This is a genomic window from Marinisporobacter balticus, from assembly GCF_004345705.1.
Lineage (GTDB): Bacteria > Bacillota > Clostridia > Peptostreptococcales > Thermotaleaceae > Marinisporobacter > Marinisporobacter balticus.
This window is the reverse complement of the sequence record NZ_SLWV01000030.1, coordinates 20102-45450: the sequence shown is the minus strand read 5'-3', so window position 1 is coordinate 45450 and position 25349 is coordinate 20102. Positions and strand designations below refer to the sequence as shown.

Below are 25349 nucleotides of genomic sequence, written 5' to 3'. Positions count from 1 at the left end.
TGAATAAGACATTATCTAGTGACAATAGCGAAGGAGTTACACCTGTTCCCATACCGAACACAGAAGTTAAGCCCTTCAGCGCTGATGGTACTTGGCGGGTAACTGCCTGGGAGAGTAGGTCGTTGCTAGATAGTTTTTTGTTTTAAAGGATAATCTTAAACACAATCCTAAAATTTGACATAAATCTAAAGTATAAAGATACAGAAGTAATCATATAAATATAATACATGAATATATAAGCACATAGTCAAAATCTTAAGGAAGAACCCACAAGTTTCAATTAGTGGTTTGTCACTTATGAAAAGACCGATTTTGTGCTAGTAGCTGAATGATTAACCTTGTGAGTAAAATTAAGTGTTCATACAACCATTACACTTTTATGAAATACGAAATTATTAGCTTAAGTAATATAAAGCAATATATTATTTTCATAAAACGGATACACTTTAAATGAAAATAAGGGGGGATTAGATGAATATTCAACCGTTGTTTAAAGAAGGCCTTTCCTTTATAGAATTTGTGAATAGAGATAAAGATGCATACAAAGAAAAAACGTTAGAAATATATGATACGATTATGATTGATGAAATTTTAGAAAAAGAAATTAAAGCAGTGAACCAGTTGATAAATGTTCTTGTATTTGCAGAAATATGGTGTCCTGATTGTATGATCAATGTACCTGCGCTTCAAAAAATAGTGGATATAAATCCTAATTTTGCAATATCGATTGTTTCAAGAGAAGGAAATGAAATGTTTATGGACAACTACAAAGTAAGTGGTAAACCTAAAATACCAACCTTTGTGATTATGGACAAGGATTTTCATGCACTAGGTGATTTTATAGAACAACCCCAAATTCTGAAAGAAATTGAGGCAAAAGGAAAACAAGTAGAAACTATCGTTGCAAAAAGAAAATATAGAAAAGGTGAATATATTTCGGAAACAATAAAAGAGGTATTGAATATAGCAAAGAAGTAGATGGGAATGTGCCATCTATTTTTTTTTGACAACCAAACTTTCAAATGCTACAATATATAGTGCGTGAAGTTTGTGAGACATACTAAATAATGTTATATTGCATGAAATAATATAAAGATTAAATGATGCAGAGAAAGCACTTGAAAGGAGAATTTTATGATTAAAGTAATGAAGCGTAATAAGAGGATTGTTGCATTTGATAGTATAAAAATAACAAATGCAATAGAAAGAGCCATGACGGAGACAAAAACAGGAATTGATCAGGATTTAAGTAAAAAAATTACTTACCTTATTAAAGAAGAAATAAAACATATAAATTCTCCAGTACAGGTTGAAGAAATACAAGACCTCGTAGAAAATCTACTCATGTCAAGTGATCGAAAAGATGTGGCTAAAATGTACATAATCTATAGAAATGAGCACAATAAGATGAGAAAAATGAGAAGAAGGACAAAGAATCATATGTTAACCGATGATTTCATTAGCAAATATAAGCATCAACCATCACCCATGGAACAATTAGGTAACTTTGTTTATTATAGAACTTATTCAAGATGGCTTAATGAAGAAAAAAGAAGAGAATATTGGTGGGAAACTGTAAGACGTGCTGTTGAATATAATTGCAGCTTAGTTGCTACAACGAAGGAAGAAGCGGAAAAGTTATATGATAATATATATAATCTAAGACAATTTTTATCAGGCAGAACTTTTTGGGTAGGGAATACCCCTGTAGCAAAAAACTATCCTATGTCTAACTTTAATTGTTCTTTTTTAATTATAGATAGCTTTGAAAGCTTCAAAGATCTATTTTATTTACTAATGGTTGGTTCTGGTGTTGGACTGAGAATATTGAAAGAAGATATTTGTAAACTTCCAAAAGTAAGGACGAATTATGAAATTGTACATAAAGATTATATGCCGATGCCAATGAATGAAAGAGAAGATTGTACAAGTTTAGAATTTTTTCATAATAACACGGTAAAAATTACGGTTGGAGACAGCAAGGAAGGGTGGACACAAAGTTTAGATTTCTTCTTTAAATTAATTTATAGCAATGAATACAGAAACGTAAAAACAATTATTGTAGACTATGATCATGTAAGACCAAAGGGAGAAAAATTGAAAACTTTTGGTGGTACAGCTAGTGGGCATTCAAGTCTAAAGAATATGTTTGTGAAAATTGATAAAGTGATTGAGAGGAATAGAAAACTTGATCATGCGAAAAAAATAAAACTAAATCCAATTGATTGCTTAGATATAGCAAATATCATTGGAGAAAATGTTGTCGTAGGAGGCGTAAGACGTACAGCAGAGATGGTACTCGTGGATAGCGATGACAGAGAAAGTATTGAAGCAAAGTCGAATCTGTATAAGCAAATTGATGGACAATGGATTGTAGACCAAGATATTATTCATAGACAAATGAGCAATAATTCTATTTACTACACTGAAAAACCAAGCAGGGCACAATTAAATTGGCAAATAGAGAAAATGCGCTATTCAGGAGAACCTGGCTGGGTAAATGCAGAGGCTGCTTCAAAGCGCAGAGAAAATATGAATGGTGTAAATCCTTGTGGAGAAATTCTCCTTGATTCAAAAGGACTCTGCAATTTAACAACAATCAATGTGTATGCCTTTGTAAAGGAAGATAAGACGCTTGATTTAAATCATCTAATAGAAGCTCAAAAATTATCTGTAAGAGCAGGTTATAGAATGACATGCGTTGAGCTTGAATTACCAGAATGGGATGGCGTACAACAAAGGGATAAATTAGTAGGCTGCTCTTTAACAGGATGGCAGGATATGGTTAATGCGATAGGGATAACAAAGGAAGAAGAAGCAGAAATTTTAAGCGCATTAAGAAAAGCAGCCCATGAAGAAGTAGAAAAGTATGCAGGTGAAATTGGGGGAAATATCCCGCTTCTCGTGACTACCGTAAAGCCAGAAGGGACGCTTAGCCAATTGCCTACCGTATCTAGTGGTGTGCATTATGCCCATTCACCTTATTACATAAGAAGAATTCGTATAAGTGCGGATGATCCACTTGTAAAGGTATGTGAAGAGTTAGATTATCCAGTATTTCCAGAAGTAGGTCAGCAATGGGAAACTTGTTCAACAAAGGTGGTTGAATTTCCTGCAAAAGCAGCGCATGGAAAAACAAAATATGATGTAACAGCCATCGAGCAGCTTGAAAATTATAAATTATTTATGGAAAATTATGTAGATCATAATTGCTCTATTACCATTCATGTAAGAGACCATGAATGGGAAGAAGTAGAAAAATGGGTGTGGGACAATTGGGATGATGTGGTGGCCTTATCATTTTTATCACTAGATGATAATTTCTATAAATTATTACCTTATGAAGCAATTGATGAAGAAGAATATAATAGGAGAATCAAGGAAATGAAGCCATTTATTTCTTCATTAATTGGTAAATATGAAAAAGAAGAAATAGAACTTGATATAGGAAATGATAGTTGTGAAAATGGTGTTTGCCCAATAAGATAAAACAAAATGATAATACAAGAAGTACTTTGTGAATTTATCGCAACAGAAATTCCAAAAGTTTTTTGAAATTTTGTCAGTGAAATGAGTAGCCACGATAGGAGTATGCGAATTTCTCATTTTAAGAACTAAATACTTTAAAGTTAGACAGAATTTGAAATCATTAGAATTCTTTTATATTTTTTTGAAAAATGATATAATAATTTTAATACTATAAAAAAATGGAGGGTATGAAATGAATTTCCAATTATCCACTTACGAACAATTAACAGGCGCAACAAAACAAACACCAGCATATTCATGTGTAGCACAGGGAGATGGCTTTTTCTTTGCAAAAAAAGGAGCTATGGTAGCGGATCAAGGAAATTTTAAGTATGAAAAGATACTATTAGACCCGAATGCAGGATCAGGGTTAGCTAGAGGGCTTATAAATAGTGTAGCTAGAAGGTTAACAGGCGAAAATATGGAAATAATGAAAGTAACAGGAAATGGCATGTGCATATTAGCTTTTGAAGGCAAGAACGTAACGATCGTACCATTACAGCCAGGTGAGTCAGTAGGGGTTGAATCAGAAAATATATTAGCTTTCACAGGAAATTTAAAATATGGTGTTCGCTTTATAGGGGCGGGGGTTTTATCGCAAAAGGGATTATTCACTACAAACTTTCAAAATAATTCAGGATCAGTAGGACATGTAGCAGTTATAACAGAGGGCAATGCGATTGTGCTACAATCACCTTGTAGAGTAGATCCAGATGCGATTATATGCTGGACAGGTGCAGATCCTAAGTTAAAAGCGGATGTAAACTGGAAAACAATCATTGGTCAAACTTCAGGAGAATCTTATATGTTTAGTTTTGCACAAGCAGGTCAAACAGTAGTATTACAGCCATCAGAAAGAAAATCAGGACTTGATGTAGGGATTGATAGAGGATCACAAGTAGGTACCCAATCAAGTGCAATGGGAAATTCTATGGACAATGGGCAAGATATGATGAACCAGGTATCAAACACTTTAGGAAATTTCTTTAATAGATAAAAATTTTTATGAAAAGGAGGCATTTATATGGGATTAGATGGATTAGGTGGTCTTGGCGGATTAGGAGGAAATAATCCTTCAAGCAACACACAAGGGCAGCAACCAGCTGGATTAGGTGGATTAGGCGGTCTTGGAGGGGGTGTAGGAAACCCACCAAGTAATAACAATGCTGGTAAAACCGTATCGCTAAAAAAAGGACAGAAAGTATCCTTGAAAAAAGCAGCAGCAGATGTTGGATTAGATGGAAATACATTATCAAAAATCCATGTAGGATTAGGATGGGATACGAATAAATTTGATGGAAAAGATTTTGACTTAGATGCATTCACATTTGCGATAAAGGCAGATGGAAAAGTAAGAGATGAAAAAGATTTCGTATTCTTTGGGAATAAAAAGCCAGCAGGACTTGGCATAGAATTAAGTGGAGATAATCAAACAGGACAAGGATCTGGGGATGATGAAGTAGTACTTGCTGATCTTCAAAATATTCCTGCTGATATAATGAAAATCGTATTTGCTATTACAATCTATGAAGGAAAAGAAAGAAATCAAAATTTTGGAATGGTTGAAAATGCTTTTGTTCGATTGGTAGATCAAAATACAAATAAAGAGTTTTTAAGATATGATCTTTCAGAAGATTATAGTATGGAAACAGCTGTTGTTGTTGGAGAACTTTATAGAAATAATGGAGAATGGAAATTTAGTGCCAATGGTTCTGGATTTAATGATGGATTACCAGCTCTTTGTGCTTGTTATGGAGTAAATGCGGAGTAAAAAATAAGTAACTATAAAAAGGAGACCACTGAAAAATATTTTGTTTTTCGGAGGTCTCTTTTTTATGAAAAAAAAATAAAAGATAATTCTATAAAAGGATTGTTTATTTAGATACATAGGAGTAAAATATAAGTGAGTGAGTACTCACTTATAAAAAAGGAGGAAGTTATGAAAAGAAATATAAAAGAAACAGAAAAAAAAATCTTAGAAGTGGCAATAGATATTTTTTCAAAGAAAGGGTTTACTGGGGCTACAACCAATGAAATTGCAAAAGGGGCAGGGGTAGCAGAAGGAACAATATTTAAGTACTATCCCAAAAAGAAAGATTTGCTTTATGGGGCAATGATTAAGGCAATAGATTTGTTTACTGAATCTATTGTGGTAGATACATTAAAGGAAGTGATAGAAGAAAATAAAGAAGCACCGATAGAGATTCTTTTAAAAGCGATCATGATAGACCGAATAAAACTTTTTGAGAACCATTTTCCACTCATTAAGGTTATTTTTTATGAAATGCAGTTTCATGAAGATTTAAAGGAGTTATTTTTAAATAAAGCATCGAAAAATTTACAAGAAATCGTTCCCAAAATATTCAAAAAAAGAAAAGAAAAGGGAGAATTAAAAAATATCAATGATTTTGTTGCCATGAGAAGTTTTTTAGGGATGATTATATTGATGTTTTTACAGAGATCATTTTTACCTAAAGAGAATGCATTTGAAACTATAGAGCAGGAAATTGATGTACTAGTAGAAATCTTTGTAAATGGTATAAAGGAGTGATGGGTATATGTATAAAAAATTTAACGTGATATTGCTATGTATGATTTTAGGGGTATTCCTTTCAGCATGCGATTTTAATGATATAGATAGCAATATCTATACAGGAACGGTAGAATGTGAAGATGTAGATATAATCAGTGAAGTTTCAGCAGAAATTACAGATATTTTTGTAAAAGAAGGGGAGCTTGTAAAAAAAGGAGATCGGATTGCCCATATTGATGTTGAAGATTTAAAAATTGAACTAAAAAAAGGAGAAGCAGGACTTAAAATTGTAAATGCAAAGCTCGATAAATTGCGTGCTGGTGCAAGAAGTGAAGAAATAAAAAAAGCTAAGGTACAGGTTCAAAAATTAGAAGAAATTTCAGAGGGTAAAGAGAGTGACTATAAGTTTAAACTAAAAAACCATGAGGATATAAAAAAGTTATTTCAAGAAGGAATTATTGCTGAGAAGCAATTAGGAGAAGCAAAGGTATTGTTAGATACTGCATATGCAGATTTTGAAAGTGCAAAGAAAGAAGTAGAATCTGCTCAGTATACGCTAGATTTAATTACAAAGGGCACACGGTCTGAGGAAATACATATGGTCCTTGGAGAAATAGACTCAGCAAAGGCAACCGTTGATACTATAAAATACAAGATTTCAAAAGGAAATATCATAGCCCCTATAGATGGGACGGTTGAAAGCCTTTATTATCATGAGGGAGAATTCATTCCTGCCTATGGGAATATGACAAATATCCTTGATTTGAAAAACTTGTGGGTGAAAATATTTATTCCAGAGAAAGAAATGGAAAAAATATCTTTACAGCAAGAAATAAATATGACGGCTGACTTTATGGGGAATCAAAAAATAAAAGGAAAGGTTATTCATATATCAAAAAAAGCAGAATTTACACCGAAAAATATTGAATCCAAGGAAAATAAACAAGAAATGGTTTTTGCTGTAAAGATAGAAATTATGGATGATCTAGAAAAATTAAAGCCTGGAATGCTCATAGATATTCATTTAGGTGGTGAGAAGCAGTGAATGAATTAGCAATTATCACTAAAAATTTAACAAAAAGATTTGATAGATTTACAGCTGTTGATAAAATGAATTTACAAATTCCAAAGGGAAGTATTTATGGGCTTTTAGGACCAAATGGTGCAGGAAAATCTACAGCCATTCGTATGCTTTGTGGCGTAATTACACCTACAGAAGGGAAAGGAGACGTATTTGGGCTGGATGTTTATAAAGAATCTGAAAAAATAAAGGAAAATATAGGATATATGTCTCAAAAATTTAGCCTTTATGAAGATTTAACCGTAATGGAGAATTTGAATTTCTATGCAAATATCTATTCCATTCCAAAGAAAATTAAAAAGGAAAGAATCGTAGATATTATAAATATGGCAGGACTAGAAGGAAAAGAAAAAAGCATGACAAAGACCCTTTCTGGAGGATGGAAGCAAAGACTTGCATTAGGATGTTGTTTGATGCATAAACCTAAACTCTTAATATTAGATGAGCCGACCGCTGCAGTAGATCCTGTTTCTAGAAGGATATTTTGGCAAATTATTTATAAGCTTACGAAGGAAGGAATAACCGTATTGGTCACAACACACTACATGGATGAGGCAGAAAGTTGTGATGAGGTAGCATTCTTATTTGGGGGAAAGATTATAGGAAGAGGCGCGCCAAAAGAAATAATTCGCAAAAAAAATGTAAAAAATCTGGAAGATGTATTTATCAGCTATGTAGAGGAGCAAACGGGTGAAAAAGTAGAAGCTTCATTTAATAAAATTAAATTTATTCAAAGTGACGAGGCAGGGGAATAAATATGAATTTTGGGAGATTAATAACCATCGTAAAAAAAGAATTTATTCATATTATAAGGGATAAAGCAAGTCTTGGTATGGCAATAATGATGCCTATTCTTTTTATATTTTTATTTGGATATGCTGTAAATACAGATGTAGATCATATAAAAATGGCGGTTATGGATATGGATCATACAATACAGAGTCGAGAACTCATTAGCAAATTTAAAACATCTAATTATTTTGAACCAACTATTTATGTACAAAATATAGAAGAACTGGAAAGTTTAATTGATAAGGGAGAGGTAAGGGGTGGAATCATTATTCCGTCAGGATTTCTAAAACAAATAAAAAAAGGGAAAAGCGCACAAATTCAATTCATTATTGATGGAACAGATCCTACAATTGCAAAGACCGCACTACAAAGTGGCATGATGCTTACACAAAAATATTCTCTTGAGATAAATAATAAGCATTTAGAAAAGAATGGGTTAAACAATAAGAGCAATTCCACGATAGATATAAGAACAAGAGTATGGTATAATCCAAATCTTGAAAGTACAAAATTCACCATTCCAGGACTTATTGGACTGATTCTACAAAATGTTACGGTTATGCTTACAGCTTTTTCACTGGTTCGGGAAAAAGAAATGGGAACTTTAGAATTATTAATTGTAACCCCTATAAAATCGGTAGAACTCATTTTAGGGAAGATGATCCCTTATATTTTTATAGGCGCTATTGATTTTTTAATCGCACTATTTTTTGGAACCTATTGGTTTAATGTATCTATAGAGGGAAGTATTCTTCTATTGATGATTCTTGGCTTTGGATTTGTTATCTGTTCTCTTGCTATTGGTATGTTTATTTCAACCGTTGCACAAAATCAGGCACAAGCAATGCAAATGACTTTGTTTTTCATACTTCCGAGTGTATTACTCTCCGGATTTGTATTTCCAATAGAAGCGATGCCAAAAGTGATACAAATAGGAGGAAATTTTATACCCTTGACTTATTTTTTGAAAATATTAAGAGGAATTATCTTAAAGGGAGTAGGGATTCATTATCTATGGAAAGAAGTGATGGTACTTTCTATCGTTGGGATACTTCTTTTGGTGGTTGCTTCTGTAAGATTTAACAAGAAATTAGATTAAGTGGAAGCTTGTCGAATAAAGAAAGATTTTGGGAAAGGAATAGATGTATCCCAAAATACAAGGACATAAGTAGAAGAAGGAGATATTTAGGATTTGATAAGGGGAACCGTACCATAAGTAAGTGCGGTTTTTCTTGTAATTATTGAAAATACAAGGCTGTATGATTGTACTTGCTTGCGCTAAGTGATATTAATATTACTTCAAGAAAGGAAAAACAGTGTATATAACTATTTTTTTCTATTAGGAGACGCATTTGTAAGTATATATCTAAATAAGGACTATGAACAAGAGTACTAAAATTTACAACAATTAAAACTGTAACCTTACCCCTAATATAATCATAATATGTAATGAAGTAAAACTCCACAAATAGGAGGTATAAAAAATGTATTATGAGCTATATGGGAATCCAATGATGCAAAAATATAATAGAATGATGATAAACTATACTACAGTAATAGATCCCTTTGTTATTGAAGCATTAAAAATGGTTATAGGTCGTTCAGTAGTTATTGAGACCGTTAGAGGAAATCTACAGGGTATATTAGTAGATGTAAAGCCTGATCATATTGTTGTAAGACCTCATGGTAATGACACAACTTTCTTTGTACGTATACAACAAATTGTCTATATTATGCCAGATATAGATTAAGAAAGTAAAAAAATAAAATTATAATCATATAGAATATTAAATCCTCTCAATTATGATACTGTAATCTATAATCAGGAAACAAGCAGTGTAGTTGCCACTTTCTCCGGTAGGAGAAAAGAAGATGTAATATCTTACCTGAAAAGTTTACCTGAAGATACAAGGCAACGTATTGAAGCAGTTTCCATGGATATGAGTAGGAGTTATTGCTTTTTCGTACTAGAATGCCTGCCTAATGCAAAGCCTGTAATAGATAGATTTCATATATCGCAGCATCTTCATAATTGTGTAGACGATGCAAGAAAGCACATTCAAGACCATATTCGCAAGTATGGTAAAAAAAGATGAAGTATTCAAAATTCGTTGGGGCCTATTAAAAAATATAGAAGATGTAAGCCCTAATGAATATGAAAACCTACGGATTATTTTTGCTAAATATCAAAAACTTGAACAGCTTCATTATCTCAAAGAAGCATTTAGAATATTCTTTGAGCTTGCAACAAAGGATAATGCTGCAGCGTTTTTGGATTTCTATAAAGATTTAGCAACAGAATATGAATAACAAATGTGTTTCTTTAGGAATGATAAAGATCATATAAACGCCCCGTTGAATAGACAATGGGGCTTTCATAGCAGAAAAAGGAGCTTTTTAGTTTAAATACTCATTTAAAGTGTTATAAACTTCACTATTGATATGCTCAATGTTAATTGTTTGTATGGATGCATCTGTAAGATTGTATTTCTTTTTTAGCTTTAATATTCTATAAACATGATCATTGATAATTTCTTCTGATATTTCATTGTTTAATATAGCATTTTTCAAAGCATTTAGTACAGCTAATTGATTTTCATAAGCATGGCATACTAATACGATATCACTACCTGCCTGTATAGATTTTACAGCAGCTTGTCCTATAGGATAATTTTTCGAGATAGCGCCCATTTCCATATCATCCGTAATGATAACCCCATCAAAGGCTAAATTATTCCTTAAAATATCTGTAATAATTCTTTTTGAAAATGTAGCAGGATTATTTGCATCTATTTTGGGAAAAAGAATATGTGCTACCATGATCGCATTCACATTATTTTTTATAGCATTGACAAAAGGGACGAGCTCAAAGCTTTTTAGCCTATCCAAATCATGATCTACAGTAGGCAGTCCTAGGTGAGAGTCAATAGCGGTATCTCCATGACCTGGGAAATGCTTTACAACAGATATAATATTTTGACATTGTAGTCCTTTTATTGTTTCAATTCCTAAAGTATGCACAATTTTTTCGTTTGATCCAAAGGAGCGGTCTCCTATTATAGGGTTTTTTGGATTGCTATTTATATCTAAAACAGGTGCAAAATTCATGTTAAACCCAAATGATTTTAATTGTAAACCAATGACTTTTCCTATTGTAAATGAAAAATTTTTATTATTGACTTCTCCAATTTTTTCATTCGTAGGAAGTTTCTTCATTTCTTTTGGCATTCTAGATACCCTTCCACCTTCTTCATCTACAGATATGAATAATGGGAGTTTATTGTTTTTCGAATTAGAAGCTTTTATCGCATTGATTAAAGATAATGTTTGTTCTGAATTCTGAATATTTCTTTGAAATAATATAAAACCACCAATATGATATTTTTCTATCATTTCTTTTATGTGGTTATTGTACATCGTTCCATCAAAACCTACTAAAACCATTTGTCCAATTTTTTCATCTAATGACATGGTTTCAATTTGGTTTTGGATTGGGTCAATGGTTTGTTTTTTCAGGGGAACTGTTTTTTCTTCTTCGTTATGGTGATGATCTATTTCTTTACTACAACCAGATAAATTAAAGCAAGTTAAAATTAATAGCACAAAAAATAAAGAATTTTTAAAAATATTGATGCACCCTTTCTTGAGCAACAGAAATTTCAGATACTTTCTTTGAAATCCCATTGATAAAATATTTAGATGGCAGTATGCGCATTTTTTATCACTCAAAGGTATTATACCCTAAAAAGAAAGAAACGTGGGAAGAATGATCACGATTTCAACAAGAAAAAAAGGATTTTATCAAGAAGTGTCGAAGTGTTTATTAAATGTCGAAGTGTTTATTAAAATTAAGATGGAAAATTTAAATATGTTGATAATAGCAAACTTATTGAAAAATAAGGACGCAAAGATATGGGTCTAAGGTAGAAAACTACTATGATTGCCAGTTTACCAAAATATTTTTTAAGGTAAAGGTGTCTATAGCGAAAGGCATTTTTTTTTTGTTTTATTAAGGACTTATGGGGATGAATAAAATTTATTGATGGAGGTGAAAAAACAATGTTGTTATGTAAGTTAAGTTTCAAATATTAGATTTTTATGCAAATGCAGTACAAAGTACATAGAAAAATTGAGGAGGATTTTGTGTGAAGAGTTTAAAATATAAAATTACCATACCGGTATTAATTTTTGTTATGATCGGTATTATTCTATTGTCGGGTGTAGCCTATTATCAGGCAAAAGAAGCGATCGTTATAGGTGTAAAAGAGATGGCACAAAGCAAGGTGGAGAAGCTTGCGGCACTTACAAATGATCAAATTCATGAGTGGGAAGCAATAATAGGATTATTAGCTACGGTAGATGCCGTAAAAAATATAGACCATCAAGGACTCAAAATATTTATTGATCAAAATAAAAAAAACTTTGAAGTGTTTGAAGCAATTATTCTTTCTGATAAAGATGGAAAATATGCAAATACCAATGGGCAGGGCGGCAACCTTAAAGATAGAGAATATTTTCAGAAAGTTATGACAGGACAAAGCGCTGTTTCTAATCCTGTCATATCAAAAACTACAGGAAACCCTATTGTGGTGATTGCAGTACCGATTAAAGATGATAATGGAAACATCATAGGTCTTATTGGCGGAACTGTAAATTTAGATTATATAACAAAAGTAGTAAATACTGAAAAATTAGGAAAAACAGGGTATGCCTATATGATTGATCAAGAAGGACTAGTCATGGCACATCCTAAGAAAGAAATGATTCTTCAATTCAATGTTTTCGAAAAAGGGGATAATCTTCAAATTGAGATTGCAAAAAAAATGATAAAAGGAGAAAAAGGCGTAGATACTTATCAATTCGATGGGCAAGAAAAGCTATTAGCTTATGCGCCTATTTCTTCTATGGGTTGGTCTATTGGAATGACTGCATATTACAGTGAAGTGACAGAGGGTGTATCTAAGTTTAAAAATATGATGATGATGATGGGTGTTGCTATGATCATTGTAATCGGGATGGTGATTTATTTCTTAATTAATCGCTCCATTCAGCCTGTTTTGAAAATGGCAGAAATTACAAAAGAAGTAGCAACAGGGAATCTTACAGTGAATATAGATGTAAAGACCGAAGATGAAATCGGCATGCTTGCGAATAACTTTAATCATATGATTAAAAACATGAGGAATCTTTTATCAGAAATGGACGAAATGGGTATGACGGTAGCTTCGACATCTCAGCAAATGATGGCTTCAACAGAGGAAGCGAGTACCGTTTCAGAACAGGTCGCAAATACTATATCTGAATTAGCAGAGGGAGCTTCAGAACAGGCGCAATCGATTCATCGAAGTAGTGATATGGTAAATGAATTAATAACAGGAATTGGACACATAGCAAAGAATACGAACAATACGGATAAACTTACTGTTAGGGCAAAGGAGACTGTTGATGCAGGAATGCAAATTGTAGCGTACCAAAAAAGTAAAACAATAGAAAACAAACAAGTGACTATAAATGTAGGAGAAGAAATTTCTGCACTATCAGAGAAATCACAACAAATTGGTCAGATTGTAGCACTCATTAGTAGTATAGCAGAGCAGACAAATCTGTTGGCATTGAATGCAGCGATTGAAGCAGCAAGAGCTGGAGAACAAGGAAAAGGGTTTGCAGTAGTTGCTGAAGAAGTAAGAAAGCTTGCAGAAGAATCGGGTAAAGCATCTCAAAATATCCATGATTTGATCTATGAAATACAAAATGGAGTGGGAAAAGCTGTGAAAGAAATGGATCAAGTAAAAATTGTAGTAGATGAACAAGAAAATGCTGTAGAGAATACAGTCAATGTATTTGAGAATATATTAAAAGCTGTTGGAAATGTTGCAGAGAACATAAAGGAAGTTTCAAAGTCATGTGAAAAGTTAAATGAAGATGCAGTAGTGGTAGGGGGAAACATTGATAATATTTCAGGGATTACGCAAACAAATGCAGCAGCAGCAGAAGAAGTGGCAGCTTCTACAGAAGAACAATCAGCTACGATTGAAGAATTATCTGCATCAGCTGAGAAACTTGCTAGTTTATCTGGAAAACTGCAAGAATCGATACAAAAATTTAAAATATAACAAAAATCAGTGAAAAATAGGATGACTATCAGAATTTTTTTATAAATAGAATGACTACTTCTAAAATGAAAGAAGTAGTCATTCTATTTAATTGTGAATTTCCATACCTAATATACATACATCATCTTCAAATTTTTTACTTTCCTTAAAATTGATGATATCGTCATATACATGACAGATTAAAGATTGTATTGATTTATGCGCATGTTTTATCACGATGTTATGAAGATCTTCTTTGAATAGGGTCTGCGGATGATCGATTGCTTCAGTTAATCCATCTGTGTAAAAAATAAGCTTGTCTCCCTGTTGAAGGGAGAGGGTATGACTTTTAAAGTTTATATTTTCAAACATACCTAAAATGGTGCTACCCCCCTCTTTTATTTCTATATATTCGCCATTGCGAATTAATATAGGATAAGGATGACCGCAGCGCATATAGGTAAGTTTTTTCGTTTTTGTATTATATAGACTATATAATGCAGTGAGATACATGTTTTCAGATATATTGATTAGCTTCCTATTTAAGTAGCTTATGAAAGCTGCTGGATGATGAAAAAGATGAGTGCTTGTTTCCATAATGGCTTTTACCATAGCTGTAATCATAGCAGCTGGAACACCATGACCAGATATATCACTCAGAAAAATGCCTACAGAATCTTCATCTACTTTTATAAAATCATATAAGTCTCCCCCAACCTCTTCAAGGGGTTTATAAATAGCAGATAGAGAGACTCCTGGTATTTCAGGAAGTTTATTTGGGATAAGATTTTGCTGAACATTTCTAGCAAGAATCAATTCATCATGAACTCTATGATTATAGCGTTCGATCATTTTATTTCTTTTTTCTAATTCCAATTTACTCTTTTCAATTTCTGTAATATCATCCATAATTACTAAAACCATATCGTTATGATTATAGCTTAAATATTTGGCAGTAAATTGGAAAAATTTTCTTATCGATCTTCCTTCGATATAAAAATTTCTATTTACGATTTCTTTAAAAGTAGGGGTTTTATCTTTAAAAGCTTTTAGAATAGATTTTCTGATAATACATTGATTACAATTACTTGTATTACCACAATTTTTTTCTTCTTCTATGGTATATCTACAACCGATTACATTTCCACAGGACCTACCAATGATCTGGTCTTCTTTTTTACTGAATAAAGTCTTAAAAGTTTCATTAAATTGCTGGACTTCTATGCTTTGATCTATTAAAAAAATAGCAGATGTAATATTTTCAAAAATAATGTTTAAAAAATGATTTGAATCTTTTAGCTCACCTATAGACAGTTTCATCTTATCACCTCCAAAAATTATATTTAACTCATTGTAACATATTATTACAAAAGTATGCTTGTATTTTTGAGTTGAATAAAATCAAAATATACAGAAAGAAGGGGGGATTTGGAGTATTTATAATATTACAGATCCTACAAAAAATGAACAGATTGTTGTGATTACTGATTTATACTATCATATAGTTGTCGAAAAAAAGAAGTACATAAACTTAAAACAGAATAATCATAAATAGAATTGATAGATCTAAAGTTTTGGGGTAAAATAAATAGGAAAAGCTTTGACATATTATTTTCTAAATATTATAATATCAGTGATATGAATAAAAACAAAGATGAGAAGAGTAGATATAGAAGAAACGGTTAAGCGAGTCGGTGGTGGTGGAAGTCCGATACGGAATCTATATTGAAGAACGTCTCTGAGTTTCTAACCGAAATCGATTGAGAGTAGGCTTAGACGGCATCAAACCGTTATCTATTGAGGAGTATAGATTTGTACTGGTAGAGATGGCCATTTGGCAATCAGGGTGGTACCGCGAAACATTAGCCTTTCGTCCCTTTTCATAAGAGATGTGAGGCTTTTTTGATGAAAAGGAGGAAAAAATATGAAAACAGCATTGATTAAAGAAATCTATAGAAACAAAGAAAACTTTAAAGATCAAAATATTACGATTGCAGGATGGATCAGAACTCTTAGAGCTTCAAATGCTTTTGGTTTCATCGAATTAAATGATGGAAGCTTCTTTAAAAATATCCAAGTTGTTTTTGAAGAAGATTTAGAAAATTTCAAAGAAATATCAAAACTTACCATTAGTTCTTCTATTATTATAGAAGGAAAATTAAAATTAACACCAGATGCGAAACAACCCTTTGAAATCAAAGCTACAAAAATTATGGTAGAAGGGTTATCAGACAGAGAATATCCACTACAAAAAAAGAGACACTCTCTTGAATTTTTAAGAACTATTGCCCATTTAAGACCAAGAAGTAATACTTTCTCAGCTGTATTTAGAGTGCGTTCTATTGCTGCGTATGCGATTCACAAGTTTTTTCAAGAAAGAGGATTTGTTTATGCACATACACCAATCATCACAGGAAGTGACTGTGAAGGGGCAGGAGAAATGTTTCGATTAACGACATTAGATTTAGATCATATTCCAAGAAATGATGAAGGTCAAATAGACTTTAAGGAAGATTTTTTTGGAAAAGAAACAAATCTAACAGTGAGCGGACAGTTAGCAGCTGAAGCGTATGCACTTGCTTTTAGAAATGTTTATACCTTTGGACCTACCTTTAGAGCAGAAAATTCAAACACTGCTAGACATGCGGCAGAATTTTGGATGATTGAGCCGGAAATTGCTTTTGCAGAGCTTGAAGATAATATGCAATTAGCAGAAGACATGATCAAATACGTTATTAACTATGTACTTGAGCATGCACCAGAAGAAATGGCATTTTTTAATCAATTTATTGATAAAGGTGTATTAGAGAGATTAGAGAATATTGTAAGTGCTAATTTTGGAAGAATTACTTATACAGATGCTGTTGAAATATTAAAAAAAGCCAATGTCAAATTTGAATATCCTGTAGAATGGGGATGCGACTTACAAACAGAGCATGAAAGATATTTAACCGAAAAAGTATTAAAGAAGCCTGTATTTGTTACAGATTATCCGAAGGGAATCAAAGCTTTCTATATGAGGATTAATGAAGATGATAAAACGGTTGCTGCAATGGATCTGTTAGTTCCAGGCGTAGGAGAAATTATTGGTGGAAGTCAAAGAGAAGAAAGACTTGATGTATTAGAAAAAAGAATTGAAGAGATGGGACTGAATAAAGAAGATTATTGGTGGTATCTAGAACTAAGAAAGTATGGTGGAACAAAGCATGCTGGATTTGGATTAGGATTTGAGAGATTGATTATGTATATGACAGGAATGTCTAACATAAGAGACGTTATTGCATTCCCGAGAACAACTAAATCGGCAGAATTTTAAATATTTATAAAAAGAAAATACATACTTACAATAGGTTAGAAAAATATATTTATCTAATCTATTGTAATTTGTTTTTGATAGGGATTTTTTATTTTGCAAATATGAAGGGTAGCAGATATACTTCATATAAACCATAAAAACAAGGGGTGAAGAGGATGTTGTTAGAATCTATAAAATTAGGGATCAAAAAAGGAATAGAAACCACTTGGATGTTGGCAAAGGTCATTATTCCTGTTTATATTTTCATCACTTTTTTGCAGCATACGCCAGTTCTTAATTGGATTGCATATGCATTTAAGCCCTTTATGGGACTGTTTCATTTGCCTGGAGAGGCTGCTATTGTATTGGTTTTAGGAAATACTTTAAATTTATATGCAGCAATTGGCGCAATTAGGGCAATAGAGCTTACACCTATGCAAATAACTACCTTGGGAATTATGCTCTCATTTTCTCACTCGTTATTTGTAGAGACAGCCGTAGTAAAAAAATTAGATGTGAGCGTATCAAAATTTATAGCGCTTAGAATAGGATTAGCTGTTGTAGTAGGAATGATTGTAGGACAGGTAGGTGAACTGTTATGTTAGAGATTTTAAAAGAAGGCGTATTAGGGAGTCTATCGTCTGTATATGGAATAGCTATTATTGTGATTCCGCTTATGATTGTTTTACAAGTGGCGAACGACTATCAGGCTTTGAATAAAATTGCAGAATACTTTAACTTTTTCATAAAGCTATTTAACGTATCAAAGGCAGCCATTTTTCCATTGTTAGTGGGGATTATCTTTGGGATCTCTTATGGAGCAGGGGTGATTATTCAAAGCTCAAAAGAAGGGAATTTAACAAAAAAAGATTTGATTTTATTGGCAACTTTTTTGGTTACTTGTCATGCGGTGGTTGAAGATACATTGTTATTTGTTGCGATTGGTGCAAATGGTACTGTGCTATTAGGATTAAGACTGATAATGGCCATAGGGATAACGTATTTTTTATCGAAAAGAATTAATTTAAAAGATTTGTCTGTATTAGAAAATGAAAAAAATAAAGCATAAGATCTTAAAAATGGCCTTATGCTTTATTTATGTAACCAATATTATTGAGCAGGTGGCACAAATACTCTTTGTCCTAATTCTGCATCTAACATATAAAGCGCATTGCTGTTTTCACTAATTCTTTCTAATTTTTTCACGATACCAGAAAAGTTAGATTCTTCTTCTACTTGTTCGTCAATGAACCATTTTAATAAGCTGATGGTTGCATGTTCCCGCTCTTCCATTGCTAAATCTGTTAGTTTATAGATTCTTGCTGTTACAAATTTTTCGTGTTCTAATCCTTGCTTAAATGCATCTAATACAGATGCATATTCATTTTGTGGTTCATCAAATGCAGGAATGGTTACACGTCCACCCATCTCATTTATATAATTAAAAAACTTCATTGCGTGAAATCTTTCTTCTTCTGCTTGCACTTTGAAAAAGTTTGAAAAACCGTCTAAATCCTCTGAAGCACAATAGGCTGCCATTGCTAAATAAAGATTTGCAGAAAAAAACTCATACTTAATCTGCTCATTTAATTCTTTCATTAATTTCTCACTAATCATAAAAAATCCTCCTCTTTTTATTATCATACTTATTTATTACCACAAGAAAGCGGTTTTAAAACAAAAATATATTTTTGCTTGACAATAAAATAGAAAAGTGACAATATGAAGACATTCAAGTGTAATGATTAATCATTTAATCACAAGGAGGGCACAAAATGAAATTTATGTTTAATCACAATAATATGAATGTTTTGGACTTAGAAAAAAGCATTGCGTTCTATAAGAAAGCCTTAGGGTTAACAGAAACAAGAAGAAAAGAAGCAACAGATGGAAGTTTTATACTTGTATTTTTAGGAGACGAACAAATGGGTCATAAACTAGAATTAACTTGGTTAAGAGACTGGGAAAGACCTTATAATTTGGGAGATAATGAGTTTCATTTAGCTTTTGTAACAAATGATTATGAAAAGGCACATCAGTTGCATAAAAAAATGGGATGTATTTGTTATGAGAATGAAAAAATGGGCATTTATTTTATCAATGACCCAGATGGCTATTGGATTGAAATATTACCTGAGAAAAGATAAAGAAGACAGATGCATCTGTCTTCTATCCTACCATTAATTTAGTGTCTATTTCACTTTTTTGTTTTGTAGAGATTTCTTTCTTAGGATATACACCGAGCATATAATAGGAACAAGGATTAAGAAAATACTTATCTTTTGGAATACATTCTTCAATAAATTCTGAAATAAAAGTGCTCTCTAATGTGCTACTTATCATCACTAAAGGAGATTGTCCTGTATATTCCTTAGATTTGAATTCTTTAGGGGTGAGGATATGGCATTCTTTTTCAATATTTTCTCTTTTTAGAATAGCTGTAATTTCTTTTACAACGATTCCTTCGGAATAATCAACAGTTTTAGATATAGTATGATCATGTATAGGAAGCTTCTTGATCTTGGTACATTCTTGATGGGTCATATTTTTCACATACGTATTATACATTATATGGAAAAAATCCTTATCACTTCTTCTCAGCCAGCTACCATATTTTTTCCCTCTGCATCTGCCTCCGTTTTTGTATTGATCATCTTTTGGAACACCTAACTGATTAAGATAATTTTCGTACATCTTCATGGTTATTTTCATTTGTAACTACCTCCATATTTTAATAATATAATTCTAAAAATTACTTGCTATTTGAATATAGACTGGCTACTTAAGAAATTAGATAGACAACGAGCGAATCTATAGATCATGAATTTATAAAGTATAAATAAGGTTTCTGTAAATATATTCAAATCCCTGCACGTGCTATGAACCTTATTACAACTTTCGCTCGACTACATTTTTTGCGATTCCTAAGAATATGTCTATGATTCTATAATTTGGAATCATATTGTCATAGTGGTAAAATATATATAAATTCATGGCATCTAAGATCATAAAAAAATGTATAATGGCAGAGGAATATGCAAAATAAAAGTAGTGAGGAGAGTCTCACTACTTTTATATAAATAATTGAATATCAGAAGCTAATGCATCTTTTATGTAGTCCTGTGCGGTTACAACTTTTACCTCGGGAATTAATTCTTCTTTTTTAAATCCCATGATTTCCATAGATAATTTACATCCAAAGAAATTCACGCCTTTTTTTCTAGCACCATTTAAAAAATCTATTAGTTCAGGAGCTTCATCATCTTTCATCATCTCTAGTAACATTTTTTTCCCTATGCCACTAAAATTCATCTTTGAAAGGGGTAAATCATCAGGACCCTTTGGTGTCATCATCGCAAACATCTTTTCATAGTTACTTTTATCTTCTGTTGTCATATGGTGGGGTTCTCTTAGTAAAAGCAATCCCCAAAAAGCAAAGAAAATAGTCACATCGATATCCATCTCTTTTGCAGAATTAGCTAATATTAAAGCGGCTAGTGCTTTATCATAGTCTCCGCTGAACATAAGCAGACTCATCTTTTTATTCAATACAGTTACTCCTCTCTATGCAATATTTTTCTAAGAGTATTTTAACCAAAATATTATATTTTATGAAAAAATTACTGAATCATGAATGTATGATCACGCTTCTTAGATTTGAGAAAGCACTGTTTCTCTTTTAAAAGGGAAACAGTATTTTTAAGTCGCTATGCAGAATAAGTATTTAGTAAAGACTAAATATTTATATGGATATCACTATATTTTTTTAAATAATATGCTTTGTTTGTAATGATTTTTTCAAGCATTGTCATGAACATATCAATCTCATCATAATGATTGTAAAGCCCAAAACTAATGCGAACCATTCCAGGATGATGTGCAGTAGAGTCCTTTATGCGTTCTTCTATTTCGTGAGAATTTATATTGAGTAGTTCTTGAATATAGGGTTGGGCGCAAAAGCAACCATTCCGAACAGCAATACCCGCTTCATAAGAAAGTATGGTGGCTACCATTTCATGGGGTATATCCGCTATATTGAAAGGTATAATGCTAACGCGATCTGTGCAATCATCGGGGTTTCCATACAATTGTATACCCGAAATTTTTTTTAGCTTTTGTAATGCGTATGTTGTTAAGCTATTTTCATATTTTTCAATATTTTCCATACCTATCATTTTTAATGTATGAATAGCTGATGAAAGGGCTATAACCCCTATAATATTAGGTGTTCCAGATTCTTCTTTGTGAGGAGGTTGTGCCCAGCGGATAAAGTCGTGAGTAACCATATCTACTGTTCCTCCGCCGCTATATTCAGGAGCGTCTTCTTCAAAGGTAGATTCTGGACCTATAAGTACACCTATGCCAAAGGGAGCGTACATTTTATGGGCTGAAAAGGCAAGATAATCTATATGTTCGGGTGAATCTATAGGATTCATATGAAAAGGAGCATGTGGGATTAATTGTGCCCCATCTACTAGGATTTTAGCATGATATTTATGGACTAACCTAGCAATTTTGTAGATTGGGTTTTTATATCCAGTAACATTCGAGATACCAGTTATAGTAACTAATGCAATATGATCCTTATATTTTTTTAACTTATATTCCAAATCTTCTAGTGAAAGCTTTCCTAGATGATCTACTGCAATATAATCTACATCATATTTATCTCTCCATGGAAGATCATTCGAATGGTGCTCCATACAAGTAGATAATACAACACATTTTTTGTTGGTTTTACAAAGGCGATAGGAGAGTTTGTTAATGGCTTCTGTAGTATTTTTTACAAAAATAACTGTATGGGTATGCATATCAGCGCCTACAAAATTGCCAACTGTATTTCTACATTTTTCATATAAATTAGATGAAAATTGTGACTTATATCCTGTTCCTCTGTGAATAGAAGAATACCATGGAGAAAAATTATTTATTTGTTGCAAAGTAGATAGAAAAGGAGGGGTTGTAGCAGCATTATCAAAATTAATGGCGGTAACAAAGCGACCATTTATAAGAGGGATTTTTGCATCAACACCCATAACAAAATTTCTGAAGTTTGTTTTATATCTTTTGGATTCCATAAAATTTCACCTGCCTATAGAACTTTACTAACTATTATATGTATCAAAGAAAGAATCGTGAAACAATTTTATAGAATATAAGACAATATAAGAAGGAATTTTCTGAATAGTGAAGAATATATTAAATAGAGTTGTCTTAATATTTCAACAAACATTGAAGTGGGGGGAAATCAAATGAAGGGATATGTAAGTGATAGCATAAGGAATGTGGCATTAGTAGGTCATGGCGGTTGTGGTAAGACGATTTTAGCAGAAGCAATGCTATATACTACTGGTGTCATCAATCGATTAGGAAGAACAGAAGATGGGAATACTGTATCAGATTTTGATAAGCAAGAAATAGAGCGAAATCTTTCTATTAGTACAAGTTTAATTCCAATTGAATGGGAAAAAGATAAATATAATTTATTAGATACACCAGGATACTTCGATTTTGTTGGAGAGGTTAATAGTGCGTTAAGAATTGCAGGAGGTGCAATTATTGTAGTAGATGCAAGTTCAGGAGTAGAAGTTGGAACGGAAAAAGCTTGGGAATATACAAGCAAGAGAAACACACCTAAGCTTATATTTTTAAATAAAATGGATAAGGAAAACGTTAATTATGATAAAGTTATAGGTCAGTTAAGAGAGAAATTTGGAAAGGCTATTGCACCCTTTGCAATTCCATTAGGGACGGATCGGGGATTGAGAGGAATTGTGAATGTTGTAGATATGGTAGCGAGAGAATACAATGGCAAAGAATGTATAGATGCGCCAATTAAAGAAGAATGGCTAGATAAAATAAATCCTATTCGAGATATGCTCATTGAATCCGTAGCAGAGAGTGATGAAGTATTGATGGAAAAGTATTTTGAAGGAGAAGAATTTACGCAAGAGGAGATTCATGAAGGACTTCGTAAAGGGGTCTTAGCAGGAGCTGTTATACCTGTTTTAGTAGGATCTGCTATAAATAATATTGGCGTGCATACCTTATTAAATATGATTGATACATATATGCCAACACCAAAGGATATGAAGCCTTATGAAGGAATAAATCCTAAGAACAATGAAAAAGTGGTTAGAAATATCAATTCATCTGAACCATTTTCTGCATTGGTATTTAAAACAGTCGTAGATCCATACGTTGGGAAGATATCTTTAATGAAAGTCATCTCAGGAGAATTAAAGCCAGATATGGAAGTATATAATTCAGAAAAAGATGAAGTAGAAAAAATAAGTAATTTATTTTTGATGAGAGGGAAAAACCAGATTCAAGTAGAAAAGGTTGTTGCAGGAGATATTGCAGCTGTTGCAAAGCTTCAATATGTTCAAACTGGAGATACTTTGTGTGATAAGAATAATCCAGTAATGTATAGTAAAATAGCATTTCCTCAACCAACATTATTCATGGCAGTTGAACCAAAGGCAAAGGGAGACGAAGAAAAAATTGGCACAGGATTAAATAAATTAATGGAAGAAGATCCTTCCTTCATTGTTCAGCGAAATAAAGAAACAAAACAAACCCTTATAGGGGGTCAAGGGGATATGCATATTGATGTGATTACAAGTAAATTGAAAAATAAATTTGGTGTCGATGTAGCAGTAGTAGATCAAATCATTCCATATAGAGAAACCATTAAAGGAAAATCGGATGTGCAAGGAAAGCATAAGAAGCAATCAGGTGGACATGGACAATATGGGGATGTAAAGATAAGATTTGAACCAGCAGAGGAAGAATTTGTATTTGAAGAAGAAATTTTTGGAGGATCTGTCCCTAGAAACTATATACCGGCTGTTGAAAAAGGATTGAGAGAATGCTTAGAATCTGGTGTTTTAGCAGGATTCAAAGTTGTAAATATGAAGGCTATTTTATATGATGGCTCTTACCATGATGTAGACTCTTCAGAAATGGCATTTAAGATTGCAGCATCAATGGCATTTAAAAAAGGAATAGAAGCAGCGAAGCCTGCACTTCTTGAGCCGATTATGCATGTAGAAATCATTATTCCAGAAGACTATATGGGTGATATTATGGGAGATATGAATAAACGACGTGGAAGAATCCTAGGGATGGAACCTGTTGGAGAGGGCAATCAAAAGGTTATTGCAGAGGCACCACAAGCAGAACTTTTCAAATACGCAACAGACCTTCGATCAATGACCCAAGCAAGGGGAAGTTTTATAATGGAATTTACAAGATATGATGAAGTTCCAAGTCAGCTTAGTCCCAAAATTATTGAAGCTACGAAAGAGAGAAAATAAAAAGAGATGGTGCAAAGCACCATCTCTTTATTTGAAAATAATTGTTTTAGGGAGTATAGAAAGCATTATTTGATTATAATATTTTCTTAAGGGGTAAAAATAAATAGAGAATGCTAGAAAATTAAAGATAATTGCATATATATTTAAAAAATTCGTTCAAATAAAAGAAAATCGGCCTTGAAATATAAGAGAATTTTTATTAAACTAAAGTCAAAGAAAGTCAAATTAGAGGAGATGCATATGGCAAGGATTAGTGATCTTATTGAAATGTTTATAAAAGAACTATTAGAAGGTGCAAATGATAGAAGTATTGAGATACAAAGAAATGAATTAGCAAGTTACTTTCAATGTGCACCTTCACAAATAAATTATGTACTTACCACCCGGTTTAATTTAGATAAAGGATACTTTATTGAGAGTAGAAGAGGTGGAGGCGGGCATATAAAAATTTTGAAGATCAATATGGATAAGAACCAGTATGTAAGAAGGATCATTGACCAAATAGGAGAGAACATCAGCAAAATGAAGGGAATATCAATTATAAATATATTAAAGGAGGAAGAAATCATTACAGAAAGAGAACATCTATTGATGAAAGCAGCCATCAGTGATAGAAGTATCAACACACCTATGAATATAAAAGATGGGGTAAGAGCGAATTTGCTTAAGAGTATGATTGTTTCTATATTTAATTATAGGGATTAGAAAA

General features: G+C 32.4%; 24 protein-coding genes, 1 rRNA gene, 1 riboswitch and 1 other annotated feature. Of the genes, 19 read left to right on the top strand and 6 right to left on the bottom strand.

Annotated elements, in window-relative coordinates; translation table 11 throughout:
- Positions 1 to 14 precede the first annotated feature (14 nt).
- The 12 genes from rrf to EV214_RS15660 all read left to right on the top strand — a co-directional run bounded on the left by rrf (position 15) and on the right by EV214_RS15660 (position 10244).
- Positions 15 to 131: ribosomal RNA gene (gene rrf, locus EV214_RS15715) — 5S ribosomal RNA — on the top strand.
- Positions 132 to 471: 340 nt separating this feature from the next.
- On the top strand, positions 472 to 978 hold the full coding sequence (locus tag EV214_RS15710; protein ID WP_132247443.1) for a thioredoxin family protein: 507 nt from the start codon (positions 472 to 474) through the stop codon (positions 976 to 978).
- Positions 979 to 1134: 156 nt separating this feature from the next.
- On the top strand, positions 1135 to 3489 hold the full coding sequence (gene nrdJ / locus EV214_RS15705; RefSeq protein WP_132247441.1) for a ribonucleoside-triphosphate reductase, adenosylcobalamin-dependent: 2355 nt from the start codon (positions 1135 to 1137) through the stop codon (positions 3487 to 3489).
- A gap of 232 nt (positions 3490 to 3721) precedes the next feature.
- Positions 3722 to 4525, top strand: coding sequence for an AIM24 family protein (locus EV214_RS15700; protein ID WP_132247439.1), 804 nt, complete (start codon positions 3722 to 3724; stop codon positions 4523 to 4525).
- 27 nt (positions 4526 to 4552) lie between these two features.
- Entirely contained in the window at positions 4553 to 5299 is a 747-nt protein-coding gene (locus tag EV214_RS15695; RefSeq protein WP_132247437.1) for a TerD family protein, read from the top strand.
- Positions 5300 to 5467: 168 nt separating this feature from the next.
- Positions 5468 to 6079 (top strand): TetR/AcrR family transcriptional regulator, encoded by a 612-nt coding sequence (locus tag EV214_RS15690; RefSeq protein WP_132247435.1) that lies wholly within the window; start codon positions 5468 to 5470, stop codon positions 6077 to 6079.
- 7 nt (positions 6080 to 6086) lie between these two features.
- A complete protein-coding gene (locus tag EV214_RS15685; protein WP_132247433.1) occupies positions 6087 to 7106 on the top strand; it encodes an HlyD family secretion protein in 1020 nt (339 codons plus the stop codon).
- Positions 7103 to 7897 (top strand): ABC transporter ATP-binding protein, encoded by a 795-nt coding sequence (locus tag EV214_RS15680; RefSeq protein WP_243116691.1) that lies wholly within the window; start codon positions 7103 to 7105, stop codon positions 7895 to 7897. Before EV214_RS15685 ends, EV214_RS15680 begins: the two co-directional genes overlap by 4 nt.
- A gap of 2 nt (positions 7898 to 7899) precedes the next feature.
- Entirely contained in the window at positions 7900 to 9033 is a 1134-nt protein-coding gene (locus EV214_RS15675) for an ABC transporter permease (RefSeq protein WP_132247431.1), read from the top strand.
- A 385-nt stretch (positions 9034 to 9418) separates the two neighbouring features.
- A complete protein-coding gene (locus EV214_RS15670; protein ID WP_207669711.1) occupies positions 9419 to 9685 on the top strand; it encodes a YuzF family protein in 267 nt (88 codons plus the stop codon).
- A gap of 33 nt (positions 9686 to 9718) precedes the next feature.
- Complete coding sequence (locus EV214_RS19740; protein WP_132247447.1) at positions 9719 to 10030, top strand: transposase; 312 nt, start codon at positions 9719 to 9721, stop codon at positions 10028 to 10030.
- Entirely contained in the window at positions 10014 to 10244 is a 231-nt protein-coding gene (locus EV214_RS15660; RefSeq protein ID WP_165916415.1) for a transposase, read from the top strand. Before EV214_RS19740 ends, EV214_RS15660 begins: the two co-directional genes overlap by 17 nt.
- Positions 10245 to 10331: 87 nt before the next feature.
- On the opposite strand, the gene nagZ is transcribed toward EV214_RS15660, so the two are convergent.
- On the bottom strand, positions 10332 to 11663 hold the full coding sequence (nagZ, locus tag EV214_RS15655) for a beta-N-acetylhexosaminidase (protein WP_243116690.1): 1332 nt from the start codon (positions 11661 to 11663) through the stop codon (positions 10332 to 10334).
- A gap of 140 nt (positions 11664 to 11803) precedes the next feature.
- Positions 11804 to 11890: riboswitch (cyclic di-GMP riboswitch) on the top strand.
- Between the two features lie 189 nt (positions 11891 to 12079).
- Between nagZ and EV214_RS15650 the strand changes: the two genes are divergently transcribed.
- The gene (locus EV214_RS15650; protein ID WP_132247425.1) at positions 12080 to 14047 is read left to right on the top strand and encodes a methyl-accepting chemotaxis protein; all 1968 of its coding nucleotides are present in this window, start codon (positions 12080 to 12082) and stop codon (positions 14045 to 14047) included.
- 87 nt (positions 14048 to 14134) lie between these two features.
- Here EV214_RS15650 and EV214_RS15645 read toward each other — a convergent pair whose 3' ends face one another.
- On the bottom strand, positions 14135 to 15346 hold the full coding sequence (locus tag EV214_RS15645) for a PP2C family protein-serine/threonine phosphatase (protein ID WP_132247423.1): 1212 nt from the start codon (positions 15344 to 15346) through the stop codon (positions 14135 to 14137).
- A gap of 322 nt (positions 15347 to 15668) precedes the next feature.
- Positions 15669 to 15907 (top strand) — a binding site (T-box leader).
- A gap of 43 nt (positions 15908 to 15950) precedes the next feature.
- Between EV214_RS15645 and asnS the strand changes: the two genes are divergently transcribed.
- From asnS to EV214_RS15630, 3 genes are all read left to right on the top strand, one after another.
- The gene (gene asnS, locus EV214_RS15640) at positions 15951 to 17342 is read left to right on the top strand and encodes an asparagine--tRNA ligase (protein WP_132247421.1); all 1392 of its coding nucleotides are present in this window, start codon (positions 15951 to 15953) and stop codon (positions 17340 to 17342) included.
- Between the two features lie 155 nt (positions 17343 to 17497).
- Entirely contained in the window at positions 17498 to 17926 is a 429-nt protein-coding gene (locus tag EV214_RS15635) for a nucleoside recognition domain-containing protein (protein WP_132247419.1), read from the top strand.
- Entirely contained in the window at positions 17920 to 18390 is a 471-nt protein-coding gene (locus tag EV214_RS15630; protein ID WP_132247417.1) for a nucleoside recognition domain-containing protein, read from the top strand. The genes EV214_RS15635 and EV214_RS15630 overlap by 7 nt, the downstream gene beginning before the upstream one ends.
- A gap of 41 nt (positions 18391 to 18431) precedes the next feature.
- On the opposite strand, the gene EV214_RS15625 is transcribed toward EV214_RS15630, so the two are convergent.
- Positions 18432 to 18938, bottom strand: coding sequence for a ferritin (locus EV214_RS15625; protein WP_132247415.1), 507 nt, complete (start codon positions 18936 to 18938; stop codon positions 18432 to 18434).
- Positions 18939 to 19096: 158 nt separating this feature from the next.
- On the opposite strand from EV214_RS15625, the gene EV214_RS15620 reads away from it, so the two are divergent.
- Positions 19097 to 19468, top strand: a complete 372-nt coding sequence (locus EV214_RS15620) for a VOC family protein (protein WP_132247413.1) — start codon at positions 19097 to 19099, stop codon at positions 19466 to 19468.
- 22 nt (positions 19469 to 19490) lie between these two features.
- On the opposite strand, the gene EV214_RS15615 is transcribed toward EV214_RS15620, so the two are convergent.
- The 3 genes from EV214_RS15615 to EV214_RS15605 all read right to left on the bottom strand — a co-directional run bounded on the left by EV214_RS15615 (position 19491) and on the right by EV214_RS15605 (position 22399).
- On the bottom strand, positions 19491 to 20033 hold the full coding sequence (locus EV214_RS15615) for a hypothetical protein (protein ID WP_132247411.1): 543 nt from the start codon (positions 20031 to 20033) through the stop codon (positions 19491 to 19493).
- Between the two features lie 360 nt (positions 20034 to 20393).
- Positions 20394 to 20870 carry a DsrE/DsrF/DrsH-like family protein gene (locus EV214_RS15610; protein WP_132247409.1) on the bottom strand — a complete coding sequence of 159 codons (477 nt, stop codon included), beginning with the start codon at positions 20868 to 20870 and terminating at the stop codon, positions 20394 to 20396.
- 185 nt (positions 20871 to 21055) lie between these two features.
- Positions 21056 to 22399, bottom strand: coding sequence for an aminotransferase class V-fold PLP-dependent enzyme (locus EV214_RS15605; RefSeq protein ID WP_132247407.1), 1344 nt, complete (start codon positions 22397 to 22399; stop codon positions 21056 to 21058).
- Positions 22400 to 22573: 174 nt separating this feature from the next.
- Between EV214_RS15605 and fusA the strand changes: the two genes are divergently transcribed.
- Positions 22574 to 24640, top strand: a complete 2067-nt coding sequence (fusA, locus tag EV214_RS15600; RefSeq protein WP_132247405.1) for an elongation factor G — start codon at positions 22574 to 22576, stop codon at positions 24638 to 24640.
- Between the two features lie 240 nt (positions 24641 to 24880).
- Positions 24881 to 25345 (top strand): CtsR family transcriptional regulator, encoded by a 465-nt coding sequence (locus EV214_RS15595; RefSeq protein WP_132247403.1) that lies wholly within the window; start codon positions 24881 to 24883, stop codon positions 25343 to 25345.
- Positions 25346 to 25349 lie beyond the last annotated feature (4 nt).

Bases quoted from the DNA above. Each gene is read 5' to 3' on its own strand.
- EV214_RS15710 (WP_132247443.1), top strand. From the start codon at position 472: ATGAATATTCAACCGTTGTTTAAAGAAGGCCTTTCCTTTATAGAATTT.
- nrdJ (WP_132247441.1), top strand. From the start codon at position 1,135: ATGATTAAAGTAATGAAGCGTAATAAGAGGATTGTTGCATTTGATAGT.
- EV214_RS15700 (WP_132247439.1), top strand. From the start codon at position 3,722: ATGAATTTCCAATTATCCACTTACGAACAATTAACAGGCGCAACAAAA.
- EV214_RS15695 (WP_132247437.1), top strand. From the start codon at position 4,553: ATGGGATTAGATGGATTAGGTGGTCTTGGCGGATTAGGAGGAAATAAT.
- EV214_RS15690 (WP_132247435.1), top strand. From the start codon at position 5,468: ATGAAAAGAAATATAAAAGAAACAGAAAAAAAAATCTTAGAAGTGGCA.
- EV214_RS15685 (WP_132247433.1), top strand. From the start codon at position 6,087: ATGTATAAAAAATTTAACGTGATATTGCTATGTATGATTTTAGGGGTA.
- EV214_RS15675 (WP_132247431.1), top strand. From the start codon at position 7,900: ATGAATTTTGGGAGATTAATAACCATCGTAAAAAAAGAATTTATTCAT.
- EV214_RS15670 (WP_207669711.1), top strand. From the start codon at position 9,419: ATGTATTATGAGCTATATGGGAATCCAATGATGCAAAAATATAATAGA.
- EV214_RS15660 (WP_165916415.1), top strand. From the start codon at position 10,014: ATGGTAAAAAAAGATGAAGTATTCAAAATTCGTTGGGGCCTATTAAAA.
- EV214_RS15645 (WP_132247423.1), bottom strand. From the start codon at position 15,346: ATGAAACTGTCTATAGGTGAGCTAAAAGATTCAAATCATTTTTTAAAC.
- asnS (WP_132247421.1), top strand. From the start codon at position 15,951: ATGAAAACAGCATTGATTAAAGAAATCTATAGAAACAAAGAAAACTTT.
- EV214_RS15635 (WP_132247419.1), top strand. From the start codon at position 17,498: ATGTTGTTAGAATCTATAAAATTAGGGATCAAAAAAGGAATAGAAACC.
- EV214_RS15630 (WP_132247417.1), top strand. From the start codon at position 17,920: ATGTTAGAGATTTTAAAAGAAGGCGTATTAGGGAGTCTATCGTCTGTA.
- EV214_RS15625 (WP_132247415.1), bottom strand. From the start codon at position 18,938: ATGATTAGTGAGAAATTAATGAAAGAATTAAATGAGCAGATTAAGTAT.
- EV214_RS15620 (WP_132247413.1), top strand. From the start codon at position 19,097: ATGAAATTTATGTTTAATCACAATAATATGAATGTTTTGGACTTAGAA.
- EV214_RS15615 (WP_132247411.1), bottom strand. From the start codon at position 20,033: ATGAAAATAACCATGAAGATGTACGAAAATTATCTTAATCAGTTAGGT.
- EV214_RS15605 (WP_132247407.1), bottom strand. From the start codon at position 22,399: ATGGAATCCAAAAGATATAAAACAAACTTCAGAAATTTTGTTATGGGT.
- fusA (WP_132247405.1), top strand. From the start codon at position 22,574: ATGAAGGGATATGTAAGTGATAGCATAAGGAATGTGGCATTAGTAGGT.
- EV214_RS15595 (WP_132247403.1), top strand. From the start codon at position 24,881: ATGGCAAGGATTAGTGATCTTATTGAAATGTTTATAAAAGAACTATTA.